Source organism: Vibrio sp. 2092 (genome assembly GCF_033339635.1).
GTDB lineage: Bacteria > Pseudomonadota > Gammaproteobacteria > Enterobacterales > Vibrionaceae > Vibrio > Vibrio alginolyticus.
In genome coordinates, this window is sequence record NZ_JAWOUY010000001.1 from 211138 (window position 1) to 235967 (window position 24830).

The following is a 24830-nucleotide window of genomic DNA, read 5'->3' on the forward strand; positions in this document are numbered from 1 at the left end:
AACTCTTTGTTAATTTGTCTTTGTATGTGATGATTTATACCAATCGCCACAACAAATGTCAATCTAAACAGTCAATTCATTGGTTTTTCTTTGCTTTTTGCTTGTTTCTGGAGATATTTCTTTAACGGAACCCCAGTTTAGACCCTGCTCAGCATCGACAACCAATGGAACAGAAAGGTTAACAATTTTTTCCATTTTGTTTTTAATTAATAAATAAAAACTTTCTGCTTCATCAGGGTGAACATCAAAAACTAGTTCATCGTGAACTTGTAGAACAAGTTTGCTCTTCATCTGTTGAGTATCAATTAAATCGGAAACTGAACACATTGCCATCTTGATCAGTTCCGCCGCACTTCCCTGCATTGGCGCGTTAACAGCCTGTCGCAAAGCTTTATCCCTCAGGCGTTCATCATTGGAATCTGCATTTTCAATAAGGATTCTTCTACCACCAATGGTATTAACGTAACCATTTTTAATCGCAAATTCTCTAACACCGTTTAAATACTTCTCAACCTGAGGATACCTAGAGAAGTAGAGTTCCATATAACGTTGAGCCTCTTGAACAGTACTGTTCAAGTCTTTGGCTAAACCATACTTTGTCATTCCATATATGAGACCAAAGTTAATAGATTTAGCAGCACGTCTTTGATCGTCCGTAACTTGAGATTCTGGAACGCTAAATACCTCAGCAGCAGTTGCTCTGTGTATGTCCTTGCCATCTTTAAACGCTTGTAACAGTTTAGGGTCTTGCGACAAATGAGCTAAAATTCTCAGTTCGATTTGAGAATAGTCCAGAGATAAGATCCTTCCATCAAAAAACCGTGAAACAAATGCAGTTTTAACGTGCTTAGCGATCACATCCTTAGATGGCAAGCCCTGTAAGTTAGGGTCTATGGTACTAAGCCTGCCAGTTGCAGTTACATCTTGAGTAAATGTACACTTGATTAATGGCTCGTCTTTACTAACCCTTGTTATTATTGGTGAAACTACATTGTTTTTAATGTAACTATACTTTCTGAAGTCAAGTATTTTTCCAATAACTGTATGTTTGTTTTGCAATTGTCTTAAAGCTTCTTCATTAGTACTTCTGTTTTTTGGTGCAGGAAGTTTGAGTTTGTCATAAAGAACTTCAGCTAATTTAGCTGGTGAATTAACATCAAACTCAGTATTCGTTATGCTTTTTATTTCAGATTCTAATACAGCAACCTTCTTAGCCAAATTGTTTAGCATAGACTGTAATAGATCATAGTTTACGACAACACCTGTATCCTCCATGCTAGCTAAGGAGAAGGCTGATGGTATTTCTATATTACGGAGGTAGCCATCGTTATTCTCACGCCTCAGCAGTCTGTGAACTTGTCTACAAGCCCTCAATGAAGCATCAGTCTTATCTGCAATGGCAGCGTAAACCTCATGAATGTTTTCACTTTTATTGATTAATCGATCTGGCTTTAAGTTGATTTTAACCAAATCAGAGATTCTTTGACCAAAAGAGGTTTTACTTTGTCTAGAATCTAGGACGTAGTAACCTAAATCAAAGTCTGAAATAATTCTGTTTTTGAACCCATAATCAAGGTTTAGCGCTTTAATTATTTCTTTTGTATTATTCGTTGCAACCACAACATCTTCATTTCTTGAAATGAAATTAAGTAGCTCTTTTAGTTCTGGACTATTAAGTCTGAAAATATATGTTTCTGATTGGTCTGGTGATATAGAAATTACTTCATTGTTCGCGCACAGAGTATCTGTATAAATGTAACAAGACTTCTTCTTTCTAATGTGATGAAGCGCAGCTTCTAAGTTTTCCTCTCCAACAATAGCTCTAGAGTACAAAGAACCATCAATAGTAAAACCTGACTGTAGACGGTCTGCATCAGGAAGCCAGTAGTACATCTTGTTGTTTTTGTAGCTATCATAAAGCCTTTCTGGATCTATGGCTTTTCTAGAAATTGATGACAGCATAAATGATTGTGATGAATTTCCAGTTAATAATCCAACACGGTTTTTAAGCTCATCTTTACTAACGGAAATTGAAAAGTTTGAATATAGCAAATCATAAAATGATTCACTTTTAGAGTTTTCATTTATAAACTTTGCAATCAGACTCGGATCACTCATGCATACAGGCTCAAAACCTTGATCCATATCTCCGCAAACAGCGAGAAACTCTGGGATAAGAGCTGGTGTGATGCCTAGAACGTTTCGAATTATTTGCTCATCAATGATTTGATTACTATTAAGTGAAAATACTAAAGAACCTTCACCTAGAAACTGACAAAACGAGCGGTTATTGGTAGCAAATATGAAACTTTTATCTTTTGTAAGGTTCGCAGCAAGATCAACGGGCTTATCAGTAAATGTTACGTTGTAACCTAGTGCTGACAAAATTGATTTAGCTTGTTGAACATCTGGACGGTTTTCTTTGCTTTTGTCAAAGAAACATGATGTGAAGTCTGGCAAGTAATCTTTCAACAAGGTTCTTGCTGTCATTGTCAATACAGGTATATCAAGCTTTTCACCGACGAAAAGCGAATTCCCATCAATAATTGCAGTGTTCTTAATGCTCATTTTATACTTTCTTAAAAATTAGTTTCCTCCATTATATCAAATCCCTTCTTACGGTGTAAGAGGGGATTTGGAGGTTTGATGAGCACCATTATCTTCCTAAGCAACAAGGGACTAACTTATCAAGGTTTTCCTTATCGCAATAAGGTATTCCAAAGCCAGGATCTTTGTTTAATGGAAAGACATCTGGGTCGGAACTTGGAAAAGTAAAGTTATCTTGTAGGTTTGCTGTGTAGCAAACATTCAGAGAGCCTGGATCGTTCATATCAAGTGGTTTGTATGCAAAGTTGTTGTCAGCAATCCATCCATCAGGAACCTGCTTTAGATAAGAACCTTCAATTAAATCCTTAAATTTAAAGCCTGATCCTACTGAGTTGCCTTCTGACTTATAGACTTCCATTGCAGCAATTATTTGCGAACGTTCGTTACGCATTCTAGCGGCTTCAGCTTCAACAGTATTGCTGTTAAAGGCATCCCCCCCATAGTAGAGTGCTGCTCCACTTACAATCGTTATTAAAGAAATAGCGACTATAGCAATAATCATATTAAACACTTTAGTATTCCTCTTTATTATTATTTATTTGTTATTAATTTATTTATTATTTTGTTTAATATTACGTCTAGAGGGGTGAATAATCAAGATAAATGTGAGCTTGATCACTAAGTGGTTTGATTAATACTCCCAATCAATGTGTTTTTTTACAGCTATTGGTTTTTCGAAGTAGTTTAGAGCATCAAATCCAAGCGCTTCACCTTTATTGTTTATTCTGACAAATCCCATTCTTTTATATCTACTAACGGCTTCAGTAAGAAGTTTTCTTTTGTAAACGCGAAGGGAAGCAGGATGTTTTTTGGGTGCCACTCCGATTTCAAAAGTTAAGTACAAACTATTCATCCCTTCAAGAATGTTCACCACATACCATCTAATATCCAAAAAAATCTCGAATAGTTGATCGGGTACACCCATGATAGGTTTCCCATTATGGATTGTTACAGGAAACATGTCTGAAGCGGCAGGGGAGAGAACGTAGGTATGGTCTAATTTTCCTCTAAACCCCCTCCTAAAGTTTTGAAACTCATGACTTAACTTATCAAGAAGTACAAGCTCCTGATTTTCAGGGTATAGTTCGAAAATTTTGTTTTTATTTTCTGTAGTTTTATCAAACATCTTACTTTTCTTTTTGGTTTGTTGTAATATGAAAATAAAATACAATAATAAAGAGGACAATTCAATGGTCGATAAAAACCAAGAAGGTTCAGCAATAGAAGCCCAAAAAATATTTGAAATGATTTTAAAAAGAAAAGGCATTGCTGATTACGGCTATAACGATGAAAGTCTTAAAGATTTTGAACCAGCTATAAAACTATCTTTTTTCAATTCTAACGATGCGTTTCTACCAAGCTGGATGTTAAGATCGGACGAAATCTCAGTAATGATGTCTGGAAAAAGGCTTTGGGATGTTTTGTATAGAGGCAATGCATCTGCAATGATGGGATACACAACCACCCCAATCAAGGATGGCATGGAAATTCCTGACTCGTATAAGAAGCATGATGTAGCAACATCTGATGATATACCTTTCGCTTTAAAAGTGTTGATGTGTCAATTAGCCCTCCAACAAAGATTGGTTTTAAAAGATAGAAAATTCAATGTTCAGAATGACGTTGGTTTTTATCTAGCGGGAAACGGTACTGTTGAAGATGGTGAAACCATAGAATTTCCCGATGTTGACTATTCATTAGCGTATGAATGGAATAAAATATCCTTTGATTTCAATAAGCAATATAAAGTAATTAAGCCTGAATTGGAAAATAATAAAGAAATTGAAGAGTTTAGTGTAGAGCTAAGCGAATAAGGTTAAAAAATGGAACAAGATTTCGACGCGATATACACTGGAAGAGCACAAACAGTTAACGTGCCATCAGTAAACCCTTCTGAAATAATAAAGAAAAAGCGTGAAGCTCAACAGAAGGATTCGGATTTCAAAAGCAAATCCGATGTTGTAAAACAAAGGAAATCACTGGAGATTAAGAAGAAATCTGCAAGAATTCGAGATTTTACGAATACAGTTTCGGAAATTTCTCCTTTGATTGATATTTCAGCTTCAAACTGTTCTTCGGATAATGATTTCAAAGAATCACTATTAACGTATTACTGTTTGCAGCAGAAGATCAAGCAGCATGTTTTTGAGAACATGGGGATAACGGCGTATACACCTGAGATAAAGTCATCTGGATTTAATCTTGGACACAATATTTCTAAGCTGATTAGCTCTGGTGCATTAAATAACTTTGAAGAAGAAAAAGTTAATCTAATTATTGATATGATTACTGAACTTAATAAGTCCAGTAACGTGGTTAGAGAACTATATGAACAGAATGTTATTACATCCGATACGCTCGTGAACATAAAATGCTCTATCTTTCCATATGCAATTAAGATAGAAAGTATTTTAGATCAGATGGGTTTCTATGGTGATAAGAAACTTGTTCATGTTAAGTGGTTCCACAATATGTCTCTTACTTTAGCTAAAGACATTGCATTCAATTGGGATAAATATAGCGGCTTCCGTGAACGAGAGGTATTGTTTGAGAATATGCTCAAATATTGCTGTGAAATATCAATGGATACATGGTTGGAACAAATTCTAGAGTCTTTAGACTCTGATTTCGTACATATAACTGAAACCAATTTGATTAATCATCTTCCTAAATTCAGGGCTGCGACTAGAAAGTTTACAATGGGATATGAGTCCCATCACAAATACAATTTTGAATGGCTTGAAAGTGAATTTTCATCGTATGTTTATGCCTTACTTTCTGATAAAAAAATTTCACACTTTAATAATAAACAGAACGGGATTTATATTGGAAAGCTTGTGAAACTAGTAGACGAAACACTTGAAAAGTCTTGGATTTCATGGTCAGAAGAAATGATTGAAATGGTTCAAAATATGTCTCAACAAGATAGAAAGGAATGGTTTCAGGGAGAGGGTAGTAAGCCTATGAAAACAATTGGAATTAAAGAGGATTTAATTTCATTCATAGATGAGGATATCCATAATCATTTAGAACTGTTTACTGATCAGTCCGACCTTGAGCAGCGCTCAAAAACTAGATTGGCAATTTTATGGGGTATGAGTAATGCGATTTGTAAGAAAAAAAGTAGCTAGTGTTGCTTTAGCCGTAGGGCTTGTATGTTCAGGGAATGCTTTAGCATTCCCAACAATCGATTATCCTGAAATTCCTCCTAGCGTTTTAGAGAATATTCGCAAGGTGAAGCAACACGGTGAATTGATTGCTACTTATACCACTTGGATTGACCAAAATGTAAATACTTACTTAATGAGGATTGAATCAACATTAGGTATTAGCTTTATGAAAAACAATAAAACACTAAAGCTAAATGAAAGCCTCCATAATCTTAAAGTGCAAGAGCAAAGCCAACCATTGACAAATGTTTGTGCGATCATCGCTAAAAGACCAACAGCTACAAGTAATACTGGGAACGCTCAGAAAACTGCTAATGAAGCAGATAATTACGCTTATAATTCAGTTGCATCTTACTCTTTGAATACCAAAGATAGAAGTGCTTCAGATCGTAAGGTGAAAATAATTTCATCTGATTCTGAGCGAAATATTAACACTCAGGCTGGAAGGGTAGCGGAGTTTAATAGTAAAATAGTAAATAACTATAAAGAATTAAAGCCTGGATTTTCTGATATAGAGCTTTCAGATTCTGAGCGTATTGAAGCATTGCAAGCACAAATAGAAGCACCAATGTCTACGCAAGGTGACTATATGATGAATCCAAATGCCTTTTTAAATTATTCACAAAAAGAAGAAGAGGCAATGAAGGATTTCGTTAACTTGGTTATTCCACCTTATGTTAATCCTAACGCGTATGCAAAAGCTGGTGATGATGATGAGTTAATAAAAGACCTTTCTCAACAAGTTAAACGATCTGCATTGCACTCGGTTCTTTCTAATAATGTTGCAGAAAGAATTCCAAACGATGAAGGAGTCTCTAAACTTGCGTTACTAAATGAAACTGATAAGTACTACTGGAAAGGTGAAGATTCATCTGGTGGTGTTGAGGATACATTTGTAACCAGATTGAATACTGAAGTTTTAACCATGACTTCAACACCAATCATGAGAGAACAGGCTCTGATGATGGCTACAAGAATTCAATATGCTATAGATGAGTATAAGCAAAATCTAGAAAAAGAATACATGCTGGCAAATGAAATTATAGAAAAAACCAACGGGTAATAAAATGAGCAAGAATAAAGGTTCAGATATTGCGAAAATTCTCCATGAAAGAATAAATAAATTCATTTCAGGTGAATTTCGAGAAGAATTAAGAGAGATAATTTATCAAGAAAATCAATCTGATAAGATGAAAAGTCAGATGGAAAATCTTGATAAGGTATATGCCGAAATGGGCATTGAGAAAGAACCTGAAGAGGGTGCGTACACATATGATGATGTAGATAACGACTTATGTAAGCGCATAAAACCTTGGATGGAAGGGTTCGAAAGATGGTTCCCTGAAGATTACATCCAGGCTTTTGACATCTACTTTAATAATACTAACACTTGGGATGCAATCAACACTTATGGCAATAATATTAGCCATACACGTCATGTAAACCAACTAAGAACTGTTGGTAAAGAGTTTAGCCCATTAGAAGCTGAATTTTCAGCAGAAAATTTATTAAAAATTTTCCACGAATATGGTTTTGATATCGCAGAACTAGACCACAAAAACAACGTTATATTGAAAGATTTAATTGATTACAAACTAGAACATGGAATGTTATCGCTAGAAGATTTAAAAGAGGTTGCAGCTATGCCCGAGTATAAAGATAAAGTAGATCCAGAAGAAATCAAAAAATTAGAAGAGCAGCAAGAGGCATTGAAAGCTGATGATACTGATATTGGTTTAGAGTCTGAAGCCAGCGATAAGGTTTCTAATAAGCCTGAAGATGAACCTGAATCAGATAATAAAGATGGTAAAGGAAATCGCTCAACTAACGATAACCCATACTCGAAGGGGGCTAAAAGCCCAAGGCAGTCTGTTGAGCAAGGTGGCATGTCTACACCTGACAATGACAAAGCTGATGCCATCCCTTCAGGCTTGCAACAGCAAGCGGCACCTCAGAGACAGTCTGGTGGACAACCAATATACGATCCTTTATATGGTGTAACGAAAGGTGTTTCAGGGATTTTTAGAGGCGCTAAAGACATTACGATGAGCGCTTTTAGTGCTTATGCTGCAAGAGGTAAACAAGCCCCAAGCCTATCAGAAATTGGTCATGAAATGACTTCAATTGCTGGTTCTCTATCTAGCCTTAGTGAACAGGATCGTCTTAAAGCATATTCTAAGCTTGATGAGAAAACAGCAGCTTTCAATGAGATTGCTAATTATAAGAGCCAAAAAGCCAATAATTCTCATGTTAAGAAAGACCTTGATGAGGGCATGGAGCTATTCAAGCAAACTAAGCAACAGATTGATGACTTTAAAAAATCAAATGAAAGTAGTCTAAGCGAAGAAGAGAAGTCGCGTTTAGAAAAAATGCAGGAAAAGCTTGCTGAAATCCAGAAGGCGATTTCTGAAATGCTTGAAAAGTTCTGCCAGAAAGTTAGTAGTATGTTAACTCGATAAAAAAGGAGCCGAAAGGCTCCTTTTTAGATTAAGCAACTTCCAAACTTAATTGCTCAATGATTGACTTACTTTTATCGCTAATATCGGCAGAAGCTATATAGGAATCAATAACTTCAGATAGATTTGTTTCGGCAACTTCTGTTTGAGATGCAATCATCAAGTTTTTAGCAAATTGATCTTTATTCTCTGCAATATTTGTTACTGGAACAAAGTTTTCTTCAAATACTACTTCCTGGTGTGGAACTTCAATTTTTGTTAAACCATCATCAGGAGTCCAAACTAGAAAGGATGGATCAGAGTCTTTTGGCGTTTCTCGCACAATGGAATTGCAAACAGATTTTCTTTCGTTTGGGCTGGACACTGAATCCCATGTTCCAAACACTATCGCATCTGCACTACAAAGCTCCATATCAATCTCATTGTACTTGTTGCATAGCACAACTGATTTGCCAGAAATTGCAAACGCATCATCTACAGGAATGTTTGTGAATCCGTTCGGAAGTTGATCGTTGTAGTAGATTTTCAAATTGTGAATATCTTCTTCATCTTCAATCTTAAAATCTTCTACTACAGTGTCGCTCCCAACGATATTGAACAAACCAATCTTTTTCAGCATGGAAATGGAGTTACACTCTGACCCGTTCTTCTGATAAACAATTGGATTACATTCAGAGAATAGATCTAAGAACATTTCTAAAGCTTCATATTCGAAATTCTTCCTAAATACATTTCCAAATAGAACAATCTTCAACTCATTTTCATTTGCATAATTAATAGCATATGAAAGCTTTTCTTTTAACGTTTGGGTGAAGCTATCATCTAAGCGCCCCTTTGGAGCACTTTTTTCTGCACATAAGTTGATGTTGTTTAGGAACATTAGACCTTTAAATACACACTGCATAAAATCCCCACTTAGTGCTTATGAATTGTTTGATTACAAAGAGGGCAAAAGCCTGTACTTTCCAAAAGAACTTGTTTTTGTCTTTTAGCGTTGTTCAGGTTAGCTTCTTCAGTTTTTAAGTTTTGACCGTGTGTTCTAATTTCACTTCGAACAGTGTTAATCTCAGAGATTAAAGACATAATATCATTCACGTTCTGAACTTTCGGAGTTAGATTGAACTCTTTAGGAAGTTTAGACAGCAAAGTGATAGTAGACTTACAATCTTCAATGCCGCTAATGATTTCCTGAAGCTCTGAAATTGGCTTCACATCAGGCTTAGGAAGTTCAACACCCTCAATCGACTTCAATGTTCGAATAGTGTGGTTAAGCGTGGTCATTTCATTGATTAAAGATTCAAGCTCAGTAGTTTCTACAACCTCAGGAACAACAACTTTCATATCTTTCAAATTGCTGATCTCAGTCATTACAGACTGAATCTTTTCCATTTCGAAAACAATCTGAGACAATTCGTTTGTGTCATAATATTCGACAGATTCTACTTTCATAGACTGAACTGCTGAAACCGCTTCAATAAAGCTTTGTTCGGCTTCCATCTGTTTGATGAGGTCAGTTAGTCCTTTCTCAGATTCTGAGTTTTTCTTGATAGTGCTAATGGCTTCATCTAGCTCTTCCAGGTCAGCATGAGATTTTTCCATTTCTCTCAGGGCTAGAAGTTTAGAGTCTAGCTTTGCTAGTGACTGTTTACTGCTTAGGTGATTCCTGCGATGCATGTCCACCAATTCATGATGGCGAGAAATCATCTTTTGAATTTTTTTGGAATTATCATCCAAGTTTAGCATTTCAGCTTTTTTATGCTCTGAAACGCTCTTGTCGAGAATGAATGACGCATCATGCTGATCACTAATATGAATGTTCACATCATTGACTAAAGGCATGAACAAAACTTCATCTAACCATTCAGGGGCTTTTTCACCGCTCGTAGAGCGATTAATCTCTTCCGCATTTTCATCAAACAATTGATAAAGGGTTTTCTTTTTGCCCTTTAATGAATATTTAAAGCTAAGTGTATAGTCTTCTTCAAGACCCAGTTCAACTTGTAAAAAGTCCATATTATCGCGAACTTGATTGTCGCGACCTTTATTGAGCATTACCGCTTCAATAGCTTGAACAATAGCTGTTTTACCAACATCGTTGTCACCAACGATGTAGTTTACAAATGGTGATAGCTCTAGATACGTGTTTTCATGTTGCTTGAAGTTGGTCAGGCGTAAATGCTTAATGCCAATGTTTTCGTGCAAAGCGCTTTCTTCACTTCCATCAAGACCTTGAACTTTAATATTTTCGTGGTCGATATCTGAAAGCACTTCACTTACAATTTTTCCACCCTTGCGCTTTAGGTGATGAATTCTACCTTTACCCATGAAGCGTTCTGGTTCTTTATGAGTGATGTAGATTACCTGTACACCAAGCATGGTAGAAAGTGAGTAGAGCATCGAAGCGAACGATTCTGCGTATCTTGGGCTAACTGCTGCATCAGCTTCATCTAAAACTAAGAATCGACGGTTTGTAGTTCGGCACAAGCAAATGAAGCGAAGACCAATAGCAATCAGGTTTTCGATACTACCACCTTTATCAAGGTAAACATCGCGAAGCTTGCCTGAAACGGTTTGAACCTCAATTGATAGTGTAGGTCTGCCGCGTTTGTAGCTGTTATTTAATACAACTCGGTCACACTCATCATTGTGAGGCATAATCTCTTTGATTTGAGTTGTAAGAAGATTCTCATACAGCTCTTTTGATGTGGCTTGTGTTTGAGAGTAAATGCCAGCCAGTGCTTGTGCTACTTCATCCTTATTTGCAAGGTATTCACTTGCCTCGTCTGAAGCAACCATTAGCTGAGACTTCTCAACAACAAGAGCCTGTTGATATCCTGACAGCTTGACCAAGCTGTTTGAAATATCAGTTCTGTAATTATCTAACTGCTGGACAGATACACTATTCATATTTACACCTATCACTGACCAATTTTTTGTTCAATGTTTCTGATGTTATCTCGAATATTGATTGCCTGTTGGTATGCCTGTGGAATCACCTGCTGATTATGAGCTTGGTTACTCGCAAGAAGCTCTTTCAGCTCTTTTAATGATTGAACGCCATACTTTTCTTTCGCGATTTGAGTAAGCTGCTTCATTCGCTTTTCTGATTCGCTTAGTCGAGTTTGCAGTTCAATTAACTTATTAGAAGAGGCTAATTCAATTTGTTGAATCTCACGGAATTGCTCAAGAAGTTGAGCATCACTTAATGAAGCGCCCTGTTCTTGGCTTACTAGACCGTTATGCTCTTGGTGATGCATATGCCCATTATCTTGTTGACCGATGTTTTGATCATGCTGAGTAAATTGTGATGTTTGAGTCATCATTTAATTCCTATATAAAAAATATTTGTTAAGTAAATAATACATAAAAAATGTTAAAAGTCAACTCATGCTTGGAGCGTTATCTTGCGATTTTTTAAGGGCAATTCTATGGATTTTAGTGCCAGCGCCTTTCTCAATCTCTTTAACAAATCTACTTGTATTAGTTTCAATTGTTGAGTTATCGAAAGTTTTTCTGTATTTCGCATAAGAGATAGTAAGTTTCTTTTTAGCTCTTGTGATTCCAACATAAGCAAGTCTTCGGGCTTCTTCAACATCCTCATAGCTCGGCTCGTCTGTCTTACCAATCATGCTTTCTTCATCAAATCCGATCATATAAACATTATCAAACTCTAGACCTTTGCTTGCATGTAGAGTCATAAGCTTAATTTTTGAGTCTCTTTCACGATCCAACTCTGGGTTTTTATCAACCATAAAAATTAAGTCATCAATAATGTCATCCATAGAGAAACCTTGGTCTAGATTTTTATGGATTCGATCAATTATAAACTTAACATCTTGTATGTGAGCTTCTAGCTCTGCTGACTCAACCTTTTTCTTATTTTTTCCATCTTTAGGTTTTAAGTACGCATCCCATACTTTAGCAAGCACATCGGTAATAAATTTTGGTGAATCTTTGTATTTAACAGCTTTTCTTAATTCTTCTGAAATTTCTAGAAGAGGTTGAATTTTTTGAGCATAAACCTTATATCTAGCGCCACTTTTTGCAGATTTTGAAGTCAGTTTGTCCTGGCTTTTAATCTTTAAAAACTCATGAACGTTAACACCATCAGCAGCCATTGATTTCTTCGCTGCATCAAGTGATACGCCTAGTGTAGATGCGTTAATTAGTCTCATGCCAGCCATGCTATCGTATGGGTGGAATATGAATCGGATAAGGGCAATTGCATCCTTTACATGTTTCTTCTGATAAAAGCTAACGTCACCAATGATTTCATATGGAATATCACTAGTAACTAAGAACTTTTCCAGTTCTCTCTTTGTATTCCTATTTCTATAAAGAACAGCAATTTCTTTTCCTTCAATTCCTGCAACCAAGTCTCTCTTAATTGCTCCTGCGATGGACTCTGCTTCATGCGTTTCATTGTAAAACTCTACAATTGAAGACATGTTAGACTTTCTTGCGGCTGCTACTGCTGGCTCTTCTACAACCTGTCTTTTGTTAATCATAATGCCTGAAGACAGTCTCTGATCCATAGCTGTAGCACAAGCATTGGCGAAATTAATAATGCTTGGGTAGGAGCGGTAGTTATTATTGATATCAATTATTACAGTGTCTTTGTAACGCTTTTTGAAACCTAAAATAATGCTAATATCAGCACCACGGAAAGCGTAGATACTTTGTTTTTCATCACCAACAGTACAGATATTGTTGTGGTGTTGAGCGATTGAATCCATGATGTTCTGTTGTACACGGTTTGTATCCTGATACTCATCTAGCATTAAGTACTTGAATTGTTCAGAAAGAGCCTTAGAAATATACTCATCTTCTTGAAGCATCTTATCTGCATGTAGCAAGATATCATCGAAGTCTACACCATTGTGATCGCGACATAGCTCATTGTATTTTTTCCATACGGTAGCAGTGATACGAGCTAATTCTTCATTTTCAGAACCTATCACATTAGTCGCAATATAATCTTTAAGATCTAGCGCATTGGCACGAGCAAGACTCATTTCCTTCTGCATATCTTTCCAAGTCCATTCATTGTCTTTAATGAATTCCTTATCAAGATCTGGAAGCTCAGAAATTGCTTGCTTAAGTAGGCTAGCTGCATCAGCATCATCAAGGATAGTTAGCTCTTCCGCATTAATACCAACTCTCTTCAGATAACTGCTTTCAGGAAACTTCGTCAGAATTTCTTTAAAAATGATGCCGTGGAATGTGCCTGCACAGATGTACTCAGCATTGGCTCCAATTTCTGGCATTTCTTCAAGACGCTGTTTGATCTCTTTGGCTGCTTTTGAGGTGAAAGTAACAACCATAATGTTTTTAGGAGATATGCCTTTTACAAGCATGGTTGCACATCTGTGAATCAGAGTCTTAGTTTTTCCCGCTCCAGCACTAGCAATGATCATAACGGGACCCTCAGTGGTAACGGCAGCTAAATACTGCTGTTCATTGAGTTCCCTGTTGATTTTTTTGATGATTTTATCTAGATCATTATCCATTTTAACTTCATTCATCTTATTAAAAAATTTAGTGATTTTTAAACATTATACAATATCTTAAGGGACTAGGAAACAGTAAGATTTTGCCTTGACTAATTTAAAAGCTAGATAAAAAATATCTTTTAGATTAAAATTCAGAATTAATATTAATTTAAAATAAAAAGACTAGTGAAATGTTTGAGTTACCACCAAACCTTCCACCTGTAAAGCCAGTTAGTGAAAGCGTTATTGAGCAGTGTGTTTCATACTCATCTCAATACTTCAGAATAAATTCAAATGTAATAAAGGCAATAATACTGGTCGAGGGTGGAAAATCAGGAACGATGTCCAGAAATAGTAATGGTACTTACGATATGGGTGTGATGCAGATCAATACCATTCACCTGCCTGACATCCAAAGGAAGTATCCAACTGTCACATGGCGCGATGTTGCTTATGACCCATGTGTAAATATTGGAATTGGAACCTGGATACTAAGCAAGCGATTAAAAGAAACTAATGATTATTGGGTTGGTGTTGGTAATTACCACAGTAAAACCCCTAAGTATAGAAATAGATACTTAAAGAAAATTTATAAAGCCTACAATGGTTTATTAAAAAGAAAAGGCAAATTAAAATGAAAATAATTATTTCTGAAAAATCCAGTGTTACCAAGGAGCTTGGTAAGGCTATGGGTTGGGTTCAGAGTGGTGCCATGATTAAGGGTAAGTTCGAAGGTGAAGATGTTATTGTAATATCTGCGGCTGGACACCTGATGGGACTTAAAGATCCTCAAGAGGTTCACCCTCACATGAGCTGGGATGACCCTGTATCACTTGTCCCACTACCAACTGACTACACCTTAGTACCTATCAAAGACAGACCTGGTTCAAAATCACACTTGCAGCCAAAAGCAAGGCTTAAAGTTTTCAAAGACGTTTACGAAAAAAATAAAAGAAACGTCACTGAGATTATTATTGCAACCGACTCGGATAGAGAAGGTGAAGCAATTGGATGGGAAATAATCAACCATCTGGGTTGGAAAGGTCGTATAAGAAGAGCTTGGTTTGCTGCTGGAGTTGATGAAAAGTCACTTAAAGAGGCGATGGAAAACCTAAGAGACGCTGATGTGACAAAATCTTGGTGGAGAGCCTCAGAAGCTCGAAATTGTTCAGATTATGGCTACATTAACTTAACTATGGGTTATACATTCTATGCTGGTTACGGCAAGTTTGGTCGTGAACTTTCGCAAGGTAAAGGCTCAGAAGGTGTAATGTCAGTTGGTCGTGTTCAAACCCCTGCGCTTGGCATGATCGTTAAACGTGAACTTGAAATTAAAAACTTTATTGCTAGAGACCATTTCAAAGTATCTGCGAATTTTGATGCATTAGGCGCTGAGTTGTTCGCTGATTACCTGCCTTACGTTACAGAAGATGTAATTGCCAACAATCAAGATGGTATTTATTGGCAACCATCAAAAGTCGTACCAAAAGAGGGTGAGGCTGCACCACTGGACACACCTCTATTCGTTGATGAAGCGAAAGTTAACGCCTTTATGGATAGACTTAAACAATTTGCATCAAAAGCGGTAATTACAGGTTATAAGGAAGGATCATCCAGCCAATCACCAGATAAAACTTATGCTCTATCTGGCGCTCAGAGCGCGATTGTTGGCGCGTGTGGTATTTCTGCACAAACAGCTCAGTCGATTCTTGAGGATTTGTATTTAAAAGGGTATTTGTCTTATGCTCGCACCTCTAAAGCTGAAATACCAATAAACTACCATCAGCCTCAGCGTAGAAACGAAATGCTTCAAGCTACAATGCAAATTCCTGAGCTTTCAAAGCAAGCAAAAGAGGTTGCTGATATCCACAATGGCAAACATCCAAATTACAAGCCATTCACACCTAAAACTTACTCCAAAAAAGATATGGAGCACCACGGCATAGTCCCTACTACAAAAGTAATGACGAAAAGCGATTTTGATACGCTTAAGCCTGATGGTAAAGGTTACACAACCGAACATATGCAGAAAGCCTATGTAATTGTTTGTAAGAGATATATCCAAGCACTGTATCCACCTGCACAGTATGCAACTCAAGAGATTGAAGTCACTGTACCTTGCGAAGATCTACTTAAAAGAGATGTTTCAGTATTTAGGGCGCGAGGAAAACGCGTAATCGATCTTGGTTGGAAAGCTGCATTTGGTGGAAGCACTAAAGAGTCTGTACTTCCTAAGCTTGAAAAGGGTGATTCAACACCATTACTTGAGGCATTCAAAAAAGCGGCAACAACTAAGCCACCAGAAAGATACAAAGAAGAGGACTTTCCAGATGCTATGGCTAACCTTGCTAGGTATGAGTCAGACCCAGAGCTTAGAAGGGCTTTAGCAAAAAGTGAAGGTATCGGTACTCCTGCTACACGCGCTTCAATTATTGAAATCATCAAAAAGAGAAAATATGTTGAAGTCAAAAAAGGCGTTTTCTATGCCACACAAAAAGGCATGGATTTAATTGAGGCGGTGCCTGAGTTCTTGCGCAACGCTTCATTTACTGCTAAGTGGGAAGACTATCTAATCAAGCTTTGTACACTTCGTGATGATAATAAAGCTGTTCAGATGAGAGATGCGTTCATCAAAAAACAAAGGGACGCTGTTGAGTTTCTGATAAACGACATGATTCAAAAATATCAGAACAACTTAGGTCAAAAAATTGCGAAAGCTCCTAAAGAAGTGTCACCAAACATGATTAAAGCTATTAAGACCATCTGTAAAGTGAAGGGGCTTAATCCACCAGCAAACGCAAGTTCTGATCCTGTTGTGGCTATGACATTTATTACAGAGCATCAAGATGTACTAAGAGTGCCTTCACAAGCACAGCTCAACTTAATTGAGAGAATTATAGCTGAGATCCCAGAAGCTGAAATTCCTGAGAATTATGTTGAAGACAAAAAAGTGTGTAGTGAAATAATTGAAAAGTACAAAGATCAGTTATTCAGTAAACCTACTCCTGGCATGGTGAAGTACATGAATGACCTTGCTTCTAAATGCACTGTAGAATTCCAAATGCCAGAAAATGCTGAAACTAGCGCTGAAGTTTGTTCTGCAACCATTGAAACATTGAAAAAATTAACTTCTAAACCTGTTACTGAAGGTCAGTTGAAGTTTATCGACCAAATTGCAGAAGTCGCTTCAGAGAAGCAGCAGCCAACAGAAGATGATAGGAAGTATGCGTACTGCGCTTCTCAATATATTGAAAAATACAAAAATCTTCTTAATGCTAAAGGCAGCAAATCTGGCTCAGGCTCAAAAGGAAGAGGTCGTGGTAAAGCTGGAACTGGCGGTGCTAAATCTGGTGCAGGAACTGCTAGAAAGGTTCCAAGAGGAAAGAAAACCTCAGCATAAAAAAATCAGGGTGAAAACCCTGATTTTTTATATTGAGTATCCTGAATCACTTGCGTTTTTCATGTTAGGGCTTGGCTCTGCTAAGTAAAACCCTTGAGCATAATCAATGCCTAATCCCTTTACAGCTTCGAGAATTTCCTGTGAGTCAACAAATTCAGCGGTTACAGTAATGTCATTCTGTTTAGCGTAAGAAATAATATTCTTAACTCTTTCAAGATCTTCCTTAGAATTCATCATTCCTTGAACAAGATTTCTGTCTATTTTTATATTGTTAAAAGGTAAGCTTTTTACCACTTTCTCATCCATGAACCCTGATGAAAAATCATCAGCGGAGATTTTTATGCCAGCATCTTGCAGTATCTCAAAATACTCTCTTAACTTAGGGATATCTGGAGAATGACCCGTTTCAGTTAACTCAATTGAAATTAATGATTTATTCTTACACGCTCTCAGCTCATTACACAATGCGGAAAAAAAATCATCATTCATAAGGCTTGATGAAGAAACGTTCACAGCAATAGGTTTGGAAGTGGAGTTTTTATTTATTTTATTAATAGCAAACGACACGTTTGCAAGATCCAATTGAGGTATCTCTCCATTTCTTTCCATTTCTTGAATATCGTGGAACGCAGTACTTCCATCTGTTTTTCGCAAGAGCATTTCGTAATGATGTACAGAGTTATCATTCGAAGACATTATTGGCTGAAAATAACGGACGTAGTTGGTGAAATATTTATTCATATATTTTTCTCTTTATATTGTTATCTTCAATTCTATTTATATATTTATATCTTTGCAATGAAAGACTGCGAATTGTATACTTTTAAATAAAAAGGAAACTAAAAAGATGAGTAATAACCCAGCTTTTAAATCAATTAAAAATATTGTTTCTGATATTTACTCCAAAACGACTTCAGACAACTTTTCTCAAGAAACGCTGAATGAATATAGGGGAAGTGTTTCAGAGACTGTTTCTAGGCTCTCAGACCTTCAGGGAGAGTTCGTAGATAAAGGCGATAACATGGGCGCTTATCTATGTGAATTGAAATCACTAGGGCTTTCTAGCAGCGTGGACTTAATCGCTTCCACAAGTAAGGTATCGACAGGTCAGATAAATATCGATCAGCAAGCGTCTCTGTTTATGAACAACATACAAAACGGATTATCGAAGCTGACTCTTATTTCAAAGATGGATACGCCTGAGGATGTTGAGCGAAAGCAATTTATGGCTGATGCACAATCGTTTTATGATCAAAAAACTCCTGAGCATCTCGATAGCATCAACAATCAAATCGATAGCGTGGTTAAATCGGTAATGTCTGGAGACAAGGTGTATTCAGTTACTGAAGATCTAATGTCCTGCGTTGATAAGTATGGTAAAGAGTTCTGTGACGCTGTATACACGCCTCGTCAAAGAGAGGCATTAGTAGAGTACTCTGAGCCAAAACAAGATAAGGGCTTGGTTAAAGGGTTTGGTCTTGATGGCTACAGCCAGGATGACATTGCTCGTATAGAAAGAGAGTTCCAAAATCATGCAAAAGAAAAGAACTGGGGTAAATTAGAATGGTAAGAGACTTTCTTGATTCAGAGAAGAATGTGTTTATTAGATACCTTTTGTTACTGTGGGTGGTTGTGTCCGCAATAGCATCGGTAAGCGCAAGTATATCTATTTTATTGGCATCAAATGCGACTGATGCGATGATACTAAATGCGGTGCAAAGTGATGACTTTAATGTGTGGGGTATGGTTTCCACTGTCATTACAAGTGGTGGATACATCAAAAGTGCATCATTGACTATGCTGATTGTTTATGTGGTTGTTTCATACATTTCACTGTATTTCTCATCAAGCATATTGAACCTCTATGTGAAAGACCTTCCTATTAAAACGCTGTTTAGAGCTAAATACTGGACTAGTTTCTATAGGGGAGGGGTTATGTACGATGAGTACATTCCCAAGGCAAAGGCGAAGAAAAAGCTATAAAAAAGCGGGGCATATCCCCGCTTTATTATTAGATAATTTTCTTTTCTTCGTAGGTAACTTTAATACCTTGGATCTTGTTCATGAGATTGGCTTTAGCATCACTAGATTTAGCCTCAACCTCGTAATCGAGCTTGGCGCGTTTCAAGTCGAGAATGTTAGCTTCAGACTTATTAAACTCAATTGAGATTTCATGTGACCTTGGCAAGTCTGAAATATCAGCATATCCAATGTCCTTAGCTTTCTTTCTCAAGATTCGCTGAGCTACTTGAATACGTCTAATCTGAACGTCGATTAGCTTGAGTGGATCCATAGCCGCTTCTGCTCTAGCAATGGCATCTCTAGTCTCTTTAATTTGAGACTCTACCTGCTTAAGCTTCTGACTTAGAGGTGTTTTCTTGCGACCTTGCTTATTAGCGCGTTCTGGCTCGTCAACAGGGTTATTGATAGCGTGAACAATTTCTTCCTGCTTGCGAAGTAGTAGCAGTAAGTCTTTGTCAAGCTTACCTAAATTGTCTAGTTTTCGAGCGGGACCGCCCGACAACTTACGATTAGAAAGCTCTTCCTTAATAACTTCTTCAAAGTTACGCGGAGGAATGCCTGCTGCTTTTTCTTCTTTTCTGTATTCCTTCTGAGCCGCACCAAGCCGTTGTTTTGCTCGGTAAAAAACAAGCTCAATCGGAAGTGGTGACTTGCCTGGTTTACGCTTTAGGTCTTTTTGTGCCTCTTGAAACTCATCCCAATCATCAAGAGACATACCAACAGGCGGAAGATCCGCTAGGTCTTCACTTAACCCTTCTTTTCTTTCAGTTAGTGACTTGATTTTAGCTTTAATTTCAAGTGCCTTAGCTGACTTCTTGTTAGAGATCGCTTTAAGCTCAGCTTTAAGTGCGCGAATCTGAGTCGATAAGTTATCAACTTCAACAGCAAGCTTAGTTCTTGCATTGAACAGATTTAGAATCGATTCAGACTCTTCCTTGGTCTCACAGTTATCCAAATCAAGCTCGAAATCGATTGCTGCTTTAGCCTCAAGGTAAGCAGTCCTAGAATCAGATAACTCTTTAGCAGCAATTTCTAAAGCGGTCTTTTTCGGTCTACCCTGCGTTTTCGTCTGAGTTGATTCAGTCATATGTATTCTCCACACTTAAATCGACGCGAGCAATATTATATCAAATATATAATAAATAATAGCATTTTTTAACTGAAGTAGAATTTATCTCATAAATTAACAAAAAAGGCAGCTTACGCTGCCTTTTGTAGACCTGTCATTTTGATTAGCTGGTCAACATCATCAGGTGTTACTTTCACACCTTTAAACATGCCATCTAGATTACCAGACTGGACTTTACCAGCTTTCTCCAAATCACCAAATCCACGCTGTCTCATGTCTTCTTCAGCTATGTCGTAACCCTTTTCGAATCTAACCAGAAGCTCCAATCGGTTTCGGCTTTTCTCAGACATTTCGTTCGTGAATTTATCAACGCCCATCAAGAAGATACCCTTACCACCTTTACGTGATACGCGCCCTCTAAATTGGTGTAACGTTGATGCGCCGTACCTATCAGCATCTTTAACGTATAATCCCATCAAATCAGGTACAGTAAGACCGATCTCAATCACAGAGGTTGTAATGATGACATCACAAAGACCATCTTTCGCTATCTGAAGAGCTTTGCTCTTCTCTTCAGCCGATAAGCCACCATGAATCTTAACGACTCGACCTGGATAAATCTTATCCCACATTAGATAAGCTGATTCAACATTACGCTTGTTTTCTTCATGATCTTCAAGGTCTTCTCTTTCAATAATATCAATATCGATTTTATTCATTTTAAGAAGCTTGTCGAACTTGGTTTTCTCAGCTTTTCTTAATAGTACCTGAATGTATGGAATTTCGCTCTTAACACCATCACGAGTACATTCCGAAAGCAATTCAAGTATTTTACCTTCGATAGGTTGACCTTTTAAATTGAGATCAAAAATCGAATAGTCTTTTTCCCTTACAGGATAGAGCACCGCAATTTGTTTTTTCTCTTTCTCAACAATTTTCCTCAGAGTATTCATTACTTGTTTTTGATGCTCTTTACCTACAATAGCTGTACGGATATTTTTCTCAACAGGACACTCTGTAAGGTAGGAAACTTTTTTATTACCGTAAATAACCAAAGCTGTTGTACGAGGAATAGAGGTAGCTGTAGCTTCTAGGAAGTTAGTGTGCTCACTCATAATGCATACTTTTTGTTGGCTACCTAGCTTCTGCTGCTCATCGACAATCAAGAAATCAACAACATACTCACCTTCATAAGCATCCAACCAGTGAAGGATTGCAGATGTACCAACAATTATTGGTTTTTGTTTTAACTCTTCTTCAGTTGGTCTAGGCTCATCATCACTAATAACTAGTTTGACACCATCAACATTGAATGTTTCTCTGATCTCATCAGCAATCTGAATAGCAAGTAAGGTATTAGGTGTAAGAATAACAACCGAAGAATCACTACGGTGCGCACAAACAGCAGGAATCGCGTAAGTTAGTGTTTTACCGAAACCAACGTCACCTGATAACAATCGATCCATTGGGTAGTCTGAATTTAAGTCTTTACAAATATCCCAAACAGAACGCTTTTGGCTTGGAGTAAGGTTGTAAGGAAGCATTTTTAGACACCTAGTGATCTCATTAACTTCAAATGAAATCCTAGATCTTTCATTTCGTTCTGGCTGGCTACTAGATAGGGCTGTTTTTAACGCAGTTTTAGCATTAATAACCTTAATAATGCTCATCGCGGCTTCAGATTCTTCAACGCTACTTGGATTATGAATTGCGTTAAATACATCATATAGATTAGTGAATTTGTTGCTGAACATTTGAATGTCCTGGTCAGTCACATTGTATTCTTCACGAACAAAATCCACGAACATGTCAAAGTGATTTTGAAGCATGATTTTTATGTTTTGAGCAATTGTAAAAGGAGAGACAACCCCTTTTTCACCCTTGTAGATTGGAACAACCTTACCCAAATCATACCCTTCAACCAATTCAGGGTTTGAAATATTTATGTACTTACCCTTTTGCTCAGCCTTTCCTTCTACATAAATAATATCGCCTTTATTCAATTCTGAAATGCGATTTGAATTATGGAAGAAAAAGATAGAAAGGTTAGTGTAACCATCAGAAACAAATAGTTTTGTGTATTTTTTTTGGTTGTTTCGTTCTGGCATAGAAAGAAGTTTCAGCTTAAACAGGTGAGTGTCAGGCATACCTAACATGTGGGTTACTGATGGCGCAACCACGCTGAAATCTTTGTATTTTGTTGGGAGGTACAGTAAAAGTTCCTCCATTCGTTCTATACCAATTTTTTTTACATTGGTTAGAAATCTGGCGCTAATATCTTCAACTTTCATTGTTCATTTTTTTCTTTTTTATGGTTTATTTATTTTACATTTTAAATTAAAATTGTCAAATAACACAGGGGCATATGACCTCTAAAATATAAATAAATAAATAATGGTGAAATAAATGAATGAACAATATGATCTAAAAGTCACAAGTATAGCGAAAGAAAAAATTAAAGAACATTTAGATAGCGCGAAGGACGATTGTGAATTCCCTCTGGGATTCAGGCTTGCAGTTGCTGGTGGTGGTTGTAGCGGATTCCGATATGAAATGGCGTTAGAAGAAATGGAATCAGAAAGGGATATTGACTACAACTTTGAGATCGAGGGAATCCCCTTTCTAGTGGATATGATGTCGTGGAACTACATTGAAGGTGCAACTCTAGATTTTAACGATTCACTTCTTCAATCTGGATTTATGATAAAAGACAACCCTAACGCATCTTCAACGTGCGGTTGCGGTGAAAGTTTCTCGATTTAAAAAGCGACAAAATTAATGCCTCCTTACGGAGGCATTTTTTTTATACAATACTATATGTTTTCTTGTTTTTTACTATGAGAGGGCTTAAAGAGCAAGCCTGATAGATTGCGGCTTTTGTGTACTTGTTTGATATCTTTTCTTCGATATCCATAAGCTCAAGCTCGCCAGAGCTTTGAAGAAGTGAGTAAATATCACTTTCAATTTCACTGAAAGAAACAGTAGGTTTATCATTGAAAATAATATCTGTACTGCTTACTTTACAATCAATACATAGCTTTATAATTTTAACTAGAACACTAGGCTCTAGGTCTTTAAAGCTTCTATCTCTATGCGAGATAGATTGATTTATGGCATCGCAAGCTCTCTTGATGTTAACCTCTGAACGAAATGCAGCAATCTTCTTAACTCTCGTTAGTACCTTATTTCTCGAATCGATAAAAGTTACATTTCTCTTGCTGATCCAAGCGGCACCATCAATACAGTTAAGAATATCAATAATACTTTGAGTTTTTACTGAGATTTTGGCTTTTCCAAGTTTTTTCGATAGTTCGGTAGTGTTTACATATCCATTTTTTGAGCTTTCGTTACGGGACTGTTTCTCAATCTCAATAACCAATCCTCGCTTATTGCTATCACAAATGATGAATCCGCTACCTACTTGTTGAATGCAAAGTGAGTCTTTATTTTTTCTTGAAAACATGGATATGCAAGAAACAAAAGACTTTTCATTCAAACCTTCAAGATCAAACCCTTTTTGAAGCATTGATTCTTTGAGTCTTTCAAAGCCAATAGGAGTTTGTTTAATAGTTTCTTTACATAGGTCATCAAAGATATGGGCAACAGAACCCGCTGCTGATTCGACTTTTAGCTTGTTCTTCTCTAGAATAATCCTAACCGCTTCTTTTGTAATACCAAACTCTTCACCAAGCTCTTTCATTTTTATACTTTCGCCGTCTAGGTGGTGATATTTTTTTACTATATATTTATCTCTTTCTTTAATATCACAATTGGTAAAAACGTCTTCAATCAATGAAGCTATCTTAATGTTTGTATTCTTGTTATTCATTGTTTATTCCTATATTATTATTAGGATTAAATTTAACAATGAAATCAATTCAAGTCAATAATTAAGTTGGTAAAAAACATGCCTAGAAGTAAGCCACCTAGAAAAAAAAGAAAAAAGATACTTAGTACAGGAGAGAGGTATTTGAACAATTCCTGGTTAGCTATGTATAACCAAATGAAATTCGTAGATCAAATGCTGACAGATAAGAATGGCAACATGAAAAAGAGCCATGTTCTATTCAATAAATTACTCCTTGAATACCTTGTTGACTGCCAAAAAGAAAGTTACTTACCTTCAAAAGATGCTCTTGAAGACAAATGCCAAGAGATTTTCTATTTTGCTTCTAATAAAGTGCAGTTTACAAATATAGAACCAAACCGTATGGAGCTTGACCACTTGCTGGATGCTATCGAAAGCGCGTCCTTAGAAGTGTTTAATAAAAAACAAGAAGATGGGAAATATATTGTCGATGGGTATTTAATTGTTGATTGTCGAAATTTATCACAAGATGAAACCAATTATGTTATTAAAAAGTTTAATGCAAATTACGACAATGAACTAGATAGTCTTACATATCAATGTTTAGAGTATCCAATTAGGCAATTTCTCACTCCACAAAAAGAGAGAAAGGTAAGGGATTTCTGTGTAAAGAAAGGAAAACAAGACCTGATCCGATTGTTCAATAATGACTTTCAGTTAACCATGAAAATCGAAGAATCAATTTTAGAGCGAATTAGAGATAAATGGCTTTTATTTACATTATAAAAAAACCCCATATCTTAGAT

21 protein-coding genes are annotated in these 24830 nt (G+C 36.7%); 10 read left to right on the forward strand and 11 right to left on the reverse strand.

The features are described 5' to 3' along the window. Nucleotides 1-63 precede the first annotated feature (63 nt). The 3 genes from R7P80_RS01425 to R7P80_RS01435 all read right to left on the reverse strand — a co-directional run bounded on the left by R7P80_RS01425 (nucleotide 64) and on the right by R7P80_RS01435 (nucleotide 3733). The gene (locus tag R7P80_RS01425; protein WP_318096558.1) at nucleotides 64-2568 is read right to left on the reverse strand and encodes a DNA polymerase; all 2505 of its coding nucleotides are present in this window, start codon (nucleotides 2566-2568) and stop codon (nucleotides 64-66) included. An 88-nt stretch (nucleotides 2569-2656) separates the two neighbouring features. Further along, the gene (locus R7P80_RS01430; RefSeq protein WP_133297312.1) at nucleotides 2657-3118 is read right to left on the reverse strand and encodes a hypothetical protein; all 462 of its coding nucleotides are present in this window, start codon (nucleotides 3116-3118) and stop codon (nucleotides 2657-2659) included. A 120-nt stretch (nucleotides 3119-3238) separates the two neighbouring features. After that, the gene (locus R7P80_RS01435; RefSeq protein ID WP_021486115.1) at nucleotides 3239-3733 is read right to left on the reverse strand and encodes a hypothetical protein; all 495 of its coding nucleotides are present in this window, start codon (nucleotides 3731-3733) and stop codon (nucleotides 3239-3241) included. A 64-nt stretch (nucleotides 3734-3797) separates the two neighbouring features. On the opposite strand from R7P80_RS01435, the gene R7P80_RS01440 reads away from it, so the two are divergent. From R7P80_RS01440 to R7P80_RS01455, 4 genes are read left to right on the forward strand one after another with little or no spacing between them, the layout of a single operon-like run. After that, nucleotides 3798-4421 carry a hypothetical protein gene (locus R7P80_RS01440; RefSeq protein WP_116921125.1) on the forward strand — a complete coding sequence of 208 codons (624 nt, stop codon included), beginning with the start codon at nucleotides 3798-3800 and terminating at the stop codon, nucleotides 4419-4421. 9 nt (nucleotides 4422-4430) lie between these two features. Then, the gene (locus R7P80_RS01445) at nucleotides 4431-5738 is read left to right on the forward strand and encodes a hypothetical protein (RefSeq protein WP_318096562.1); all 1308 of its coding nucleotides are present in this window, start codon (nucleotides 4431-4433) and stop codon (nucleotides 5736-5738) included. After that, a complete protein-coding gene (locus R7P80_RS01450) occupies nucleotides 5710-6840 on the forward strand; it encodes a hypothetical protein (RefSeq protein ID WP_085762323.1) in 1131 nt (376 codons plus the stop codon). The genes R7P80_RS01445 and R7P80_RS01450 overlap by 29 nt, the downstream gene beginning before the upstream one ends. 4 nt (nucleotides 6841-6844) lie before the next feature. After that, nucleotides 6845-8236, forward strand: coding sequence for a hypothetical protein (locus tag R7P80_RS01455; protein ID WP_318096564.1), 1392 nt, complete (start codon nucleotides 6845-6847; stop codon nucleotides 8234-8236). A gap of 28 nt (nucleotides 8237-8264) precedes the next feature. On the opposite strand, the gene R7P80_RS01460 is transcribed toward R7P80_RS01455, so the two are convergent. Genes R7P80_RS01460 through R7P80_RS01475 form a run of 4 tightly spaced genes read right to left on the reverse strand, consistent with a single transcriptional unit; the run spans nucleotide 8265 to nucleotide 13743 of the window. After that, a complete protein-coding gene (locus R7P80_RS01460; protein WP_318096566.1) occupies nucleotides 8265-9137 on the reverse strand; it encodes a hypothetical protein in 873 nt (290 codons plus the stop codon). Between the two features lie 11 nt (nucleotides 9138-9148). Then, nucleotides 9149-11140, reverse strand: a complete 1992-nt coding sequence (locus R7P80_RS01465) for an AAA family ATPase (RefSeq protein WP_318096568.1) — start codon at nucleotides 11138-11140, stop codon at nucleotides 9149-9151. An 11-nt stretch (nucleotides 11141-11151) separates the two neighbouring features. Continuing rightward, entirely contained in the window at nucleotides 11152-11556 is a 405-nt protein-coding gene (locus R7P80_RS01470) for a hypothetical protein (RefSeq protein ID WP_318096570.1), read from the reverse strand. A 57-nt stretch (nucleotides 11557-11613) separates the two neighbouring features. After that, nucleotides 11614-13743 carry an ATP-dependent helicase gene (locus R7P80_RS01475; protein WP_318096572.1) on the reverse strand — a complete coding sequence of 710 codons (2130 nt, stop codon included), beginning with the start codon at nucleotides 13741-13743 and terminating at the stop codon, nucleotides 11614-11616. A 173-nt stretch (nucleotides 13744-13916) separates the two neighbouring features. On the opposite strand from R7P80_RS01475, the gene R7P80_RS01480 reads away from it, so the two are divergent. Together R7P80_RS01480 and R7P80_RS01485 are read left to right on the forward strand one after the other, a co-directional pair. Continuing rightward, nucleotides 13917-14363, forward strand: coding sequence for a lytic transglycosylase domain-containing protein (locus tag R7P80_RS01480; protein WP_045592689.1), 447 nt, complete (start codon nucleotides 13917-13919; stop codon nucleotides 14361-14363). Then, nucleotides 14360-17125, forward strand: a complete 2766-nt coding sequence (locus tag R7P80_RS01485; protein WP_318096575.1) for a DNA topoisomerase — start codon at nucleotides 14360-14362, stop codon at nucleotides 17123-17125. The genes R7P80_RS01480 and R7P80_RS01485 overlap by 4 nt, the downstream gene beginning before the upstream one ends. A gap of 27 nt (nucleotides 17126-17152) precedes the next feature. On the opposite strand, the gene R7P80_RS01490 is transcribed toward R7P80_RS01485, so the two are convergent. Beyond that, nucleotides 17153-17866: an EAL domain-containing protein gene (locus R7P80_RS01490; RefSeq protein ID WP_053318316.1), complete on the reverse strand. Its 714-nt coding sequence runs from the start codon at nucleotides 17864-17866 to the stop codon at nucleotides 17153-17155. Nucleotides 17867-17972: 106 nt separating this feature from the next. On the opposite strand from R7P80_RS01490, the gene R7P80_RS01495 reads away from it, so the two are divergent. Further along, complete coding sequence (locus tag R7P80_RS01495; RefSeq protein ID WP_020331513.1) at nucleotides 17973-18695, forward strand: hypothetical protein; 723 nt, start codon at nucleotides 17973-17975, stop codon at nucleotides 18693-18695. Further along, the gene (locus R7P80_RS01500; RefSeq protein ID WP_038129295.1) at nucleotides 18689-19108 is read left to right on the forward strand and encodes a hypothetical protein; all 420 of its coding nucleotides are present in this window, start codon (nucleotides 18689-18691) and stop codon (nucleotides 19106-19108) included. Before R7P80_RS01495 ends, R7P80_RS01500 begins: the two co-directional genes overlap by 7 nt. A gap of 28 nt (nucleotides 19109-19136) precedes the next feature. Here R7P80_RS01500 and R7P80_RS01505 read toward each other — a convergent pair whose 3' ends face one another. Continuing rightward, complete coding sequence (locus R7P80_RS01505) at nucleotides 19137-20234, reverse strand: hypothetical protein (protein ID WP_273981014.1); 1098 nt, start codon at nucleotides 20232-20234, stop codon at nucleotides 19137-19139. Between the two features lie 113 nt (nucleotides 20235-20347). Further along, nucleotides 20348-22507 (reverse strand): DEAD/DEAH box helicase, encoded by a 2160-nt coding sequence (locus R7P80_RS01510; RefSeq protein WP_318096579.1) that lies wholly within the window; start codon nucleotides 22505-22507, stop codon nucleotides 20348-20350. A gap of 115 nt (nucleotides 22508-22622) precedes the next feature. Here R7P80_RS01510 and R7P80_RS01515 point away from each other — a divergent pair, with 115 nt between their 5' ends. Then, complete coding sequence (locus R7P80_RS01515; RefSeq protein ID WP_020331510.1) at nucleotides 22623-22979, forward strand: HesB/IscA family protein; 357 nt, start codon at nucleotides 22623-22625, stop codon at nucleotides 22977-22979. A gap of 40 nt (nucleotides 22980-23019) precedes the next feature. Here R7P80_RS01515 and R7P80_RS01520 read toward each other — a convergent pair whose 3' ends face one another. After that, the gene (locus R7P80_RS01520) at nucleotides 23020-24045 is read right to left on the reverse strand and encodes a hypothetical protein (RefSeq protein ID WP_318096580.1); all 1026 of its coding nucleotides are present in this window, start codon (nucleotides 24043-24045) and stop codon (nucleotides 23020-23022) included. A gap of 78 nt (nucleotides 24046-24123) precedes the next feature. On the opposite strand from R7P80_RS01520, the gene R7P80_RS01525 reads away from it, so the two are divergent. Continuing rightward, nucleotides 24124-24810, forward strand: coding sequence for a hypothetical protein (locus R7P80_RS01525; RefSeq protein WP_053318319.1), 687 nt, complete (start codon nucleotides 24124-24126; stop codon nucleotides 24808-24810). Nucleotides 24811-24830 lie beyond the last annotated feature (20 nt).

Bases quoted from the DNA above. Each gene is read 5' to 3' on its own strand.
- R7P80_RS01425 (WP_318096558.1), bottom strand. From the start codon at position 2,568: ATGAGCATTAAGAACACTGCAATTATTGATGGGAATTCGCTTTTCGTC.
- R7P80_RS01435 (WP_021486115.1), bottom strand. From the start codon at position 3,733: ATGTTTGATAAAACTACAGAAAATAAAAACAAAATTTTCGAACTATAC.
- R7P80_RS01440 (WP_116921125.1), top strand. From the start codon at position 3,798: ATGGTCGATAAAAACCAAGAAGGTTCAGCAATAGAAGCCCAAAAAATA.
- R7P80_RS01445 (WP_318096562.1), top strand. From the start codon at position 4,431: ATGGAACAAGATTTCGACGCGATATACACTGGAAGAGCACAAACAGTT.
- R7P80_RS01450 (WP_085762323.1), top strand. From the start codon at position 5,710: ATGCGATTTGTAAGAAAAAAAGTAGCTAGTGTTGCTTTAGCCGTAGGG.
- R7P80_RS01455 (WP_318096564.1), top strand. From the start codon at position 6,845: ATGAGCAAGAATAAAGGTTCAGATATTGCGAAAATTCTCCATGAAAGA.
- R7P80_RS01460 (WP_318096566.1), bottom strand. From the start codon at position 9,137: ATGCAGTGTGTATTTAAAGGTCTAATGTTCCTAAACAACATCAACTTA.
- R7P80_RS01465 (WP_318096568.1), bottom strand. From the start codon at position 11,140: ATGAATAGTGTATCTGTCCAGCAGTTAGATAATTACAGAACTGATATT.
- R7P80_RS01470 (WP_318096570.1), bottom strand. From the start codon at position 11,556: ATGATGACTCAAACATCACAATTTACTCAGCATGATCAAAACATCGGT.
- R7P80_RS01475 (WP_318096572.1), bottom strand. From the start codon at position 13,743: ATGGATAATGATCTAGATAAAATCATCAAAAAAATCAACAGGGAACTC.
- R7P80_RS01480 (WP_045592689.1), top strand. From the start codon at position 13,917: ATGTTTGAGTTACCACCAAACCTTCCACCTGTAAAGCCAGTTAGTGAA.
- R7P80_RS01485 (WP_318096575.1), top strand. From the start codon at position 14,360: ATGAAAATAATTATTTCTGAAAAATCCAGTGTTACCAAGGAGCTTGGT.
- R7P80_RS01490 (WP_053318316.1), bottom strand. From the start codon at position 17,866: ATGAATAAATATTTCACCAACTACGTCCGTTATTTTCAGCCAATAATG.
- R7P80_RS01495 (WP_020331513.1), top strand. From the start codon at position 17,973: ATGAGTAATAACCCAGCTTTTAAATCAATTAAAAATATTGTTTCTGAT.
- R7P80_RS01500 (WP_038129295.1), top strand. From the start codon at position 18,689: ATGGTAAGAGACTTTCTTGATTCAGAGAAGAATGTGTTTATTAGATAC.
- R7P80_RS01505 (WP_273981014.1), bottom strand. From the start codon at position 20,234: ATGACTGAATCAACTCAGACGAAAACGCAGGGTAGACCGAAAAAGACC.
- R7P80_RS01510 (WP_318096579.1), bottom strand. From the start codon at position 22,507: ATGAAAGTTGAAGATATTAGCGCCAGATTTCTAACCAATGTAAAAAAA.
- R7P80_RS01515 (WP_020331510.1), top strand. From the start codon at position 22,623: ATGAATGAACAATATGATCTAAAAGTCACAAGTATAGCGAAAGAAAAA.
- R7P80_RS01520 (WP_318096580.1), bottom strand. From the start codon at position 24,045: ATGAATAACAAGAATACAAACATTAAGATAGCTTCATTGATTGAAGAC.
- R7P80_RS01525 (WP_053318319.1), top strand. From the start codon at position 24,124: ATGCCTAGAAGTAAGCCACCTAGAAAAAAAAGAAAAAAGATACTTAGT.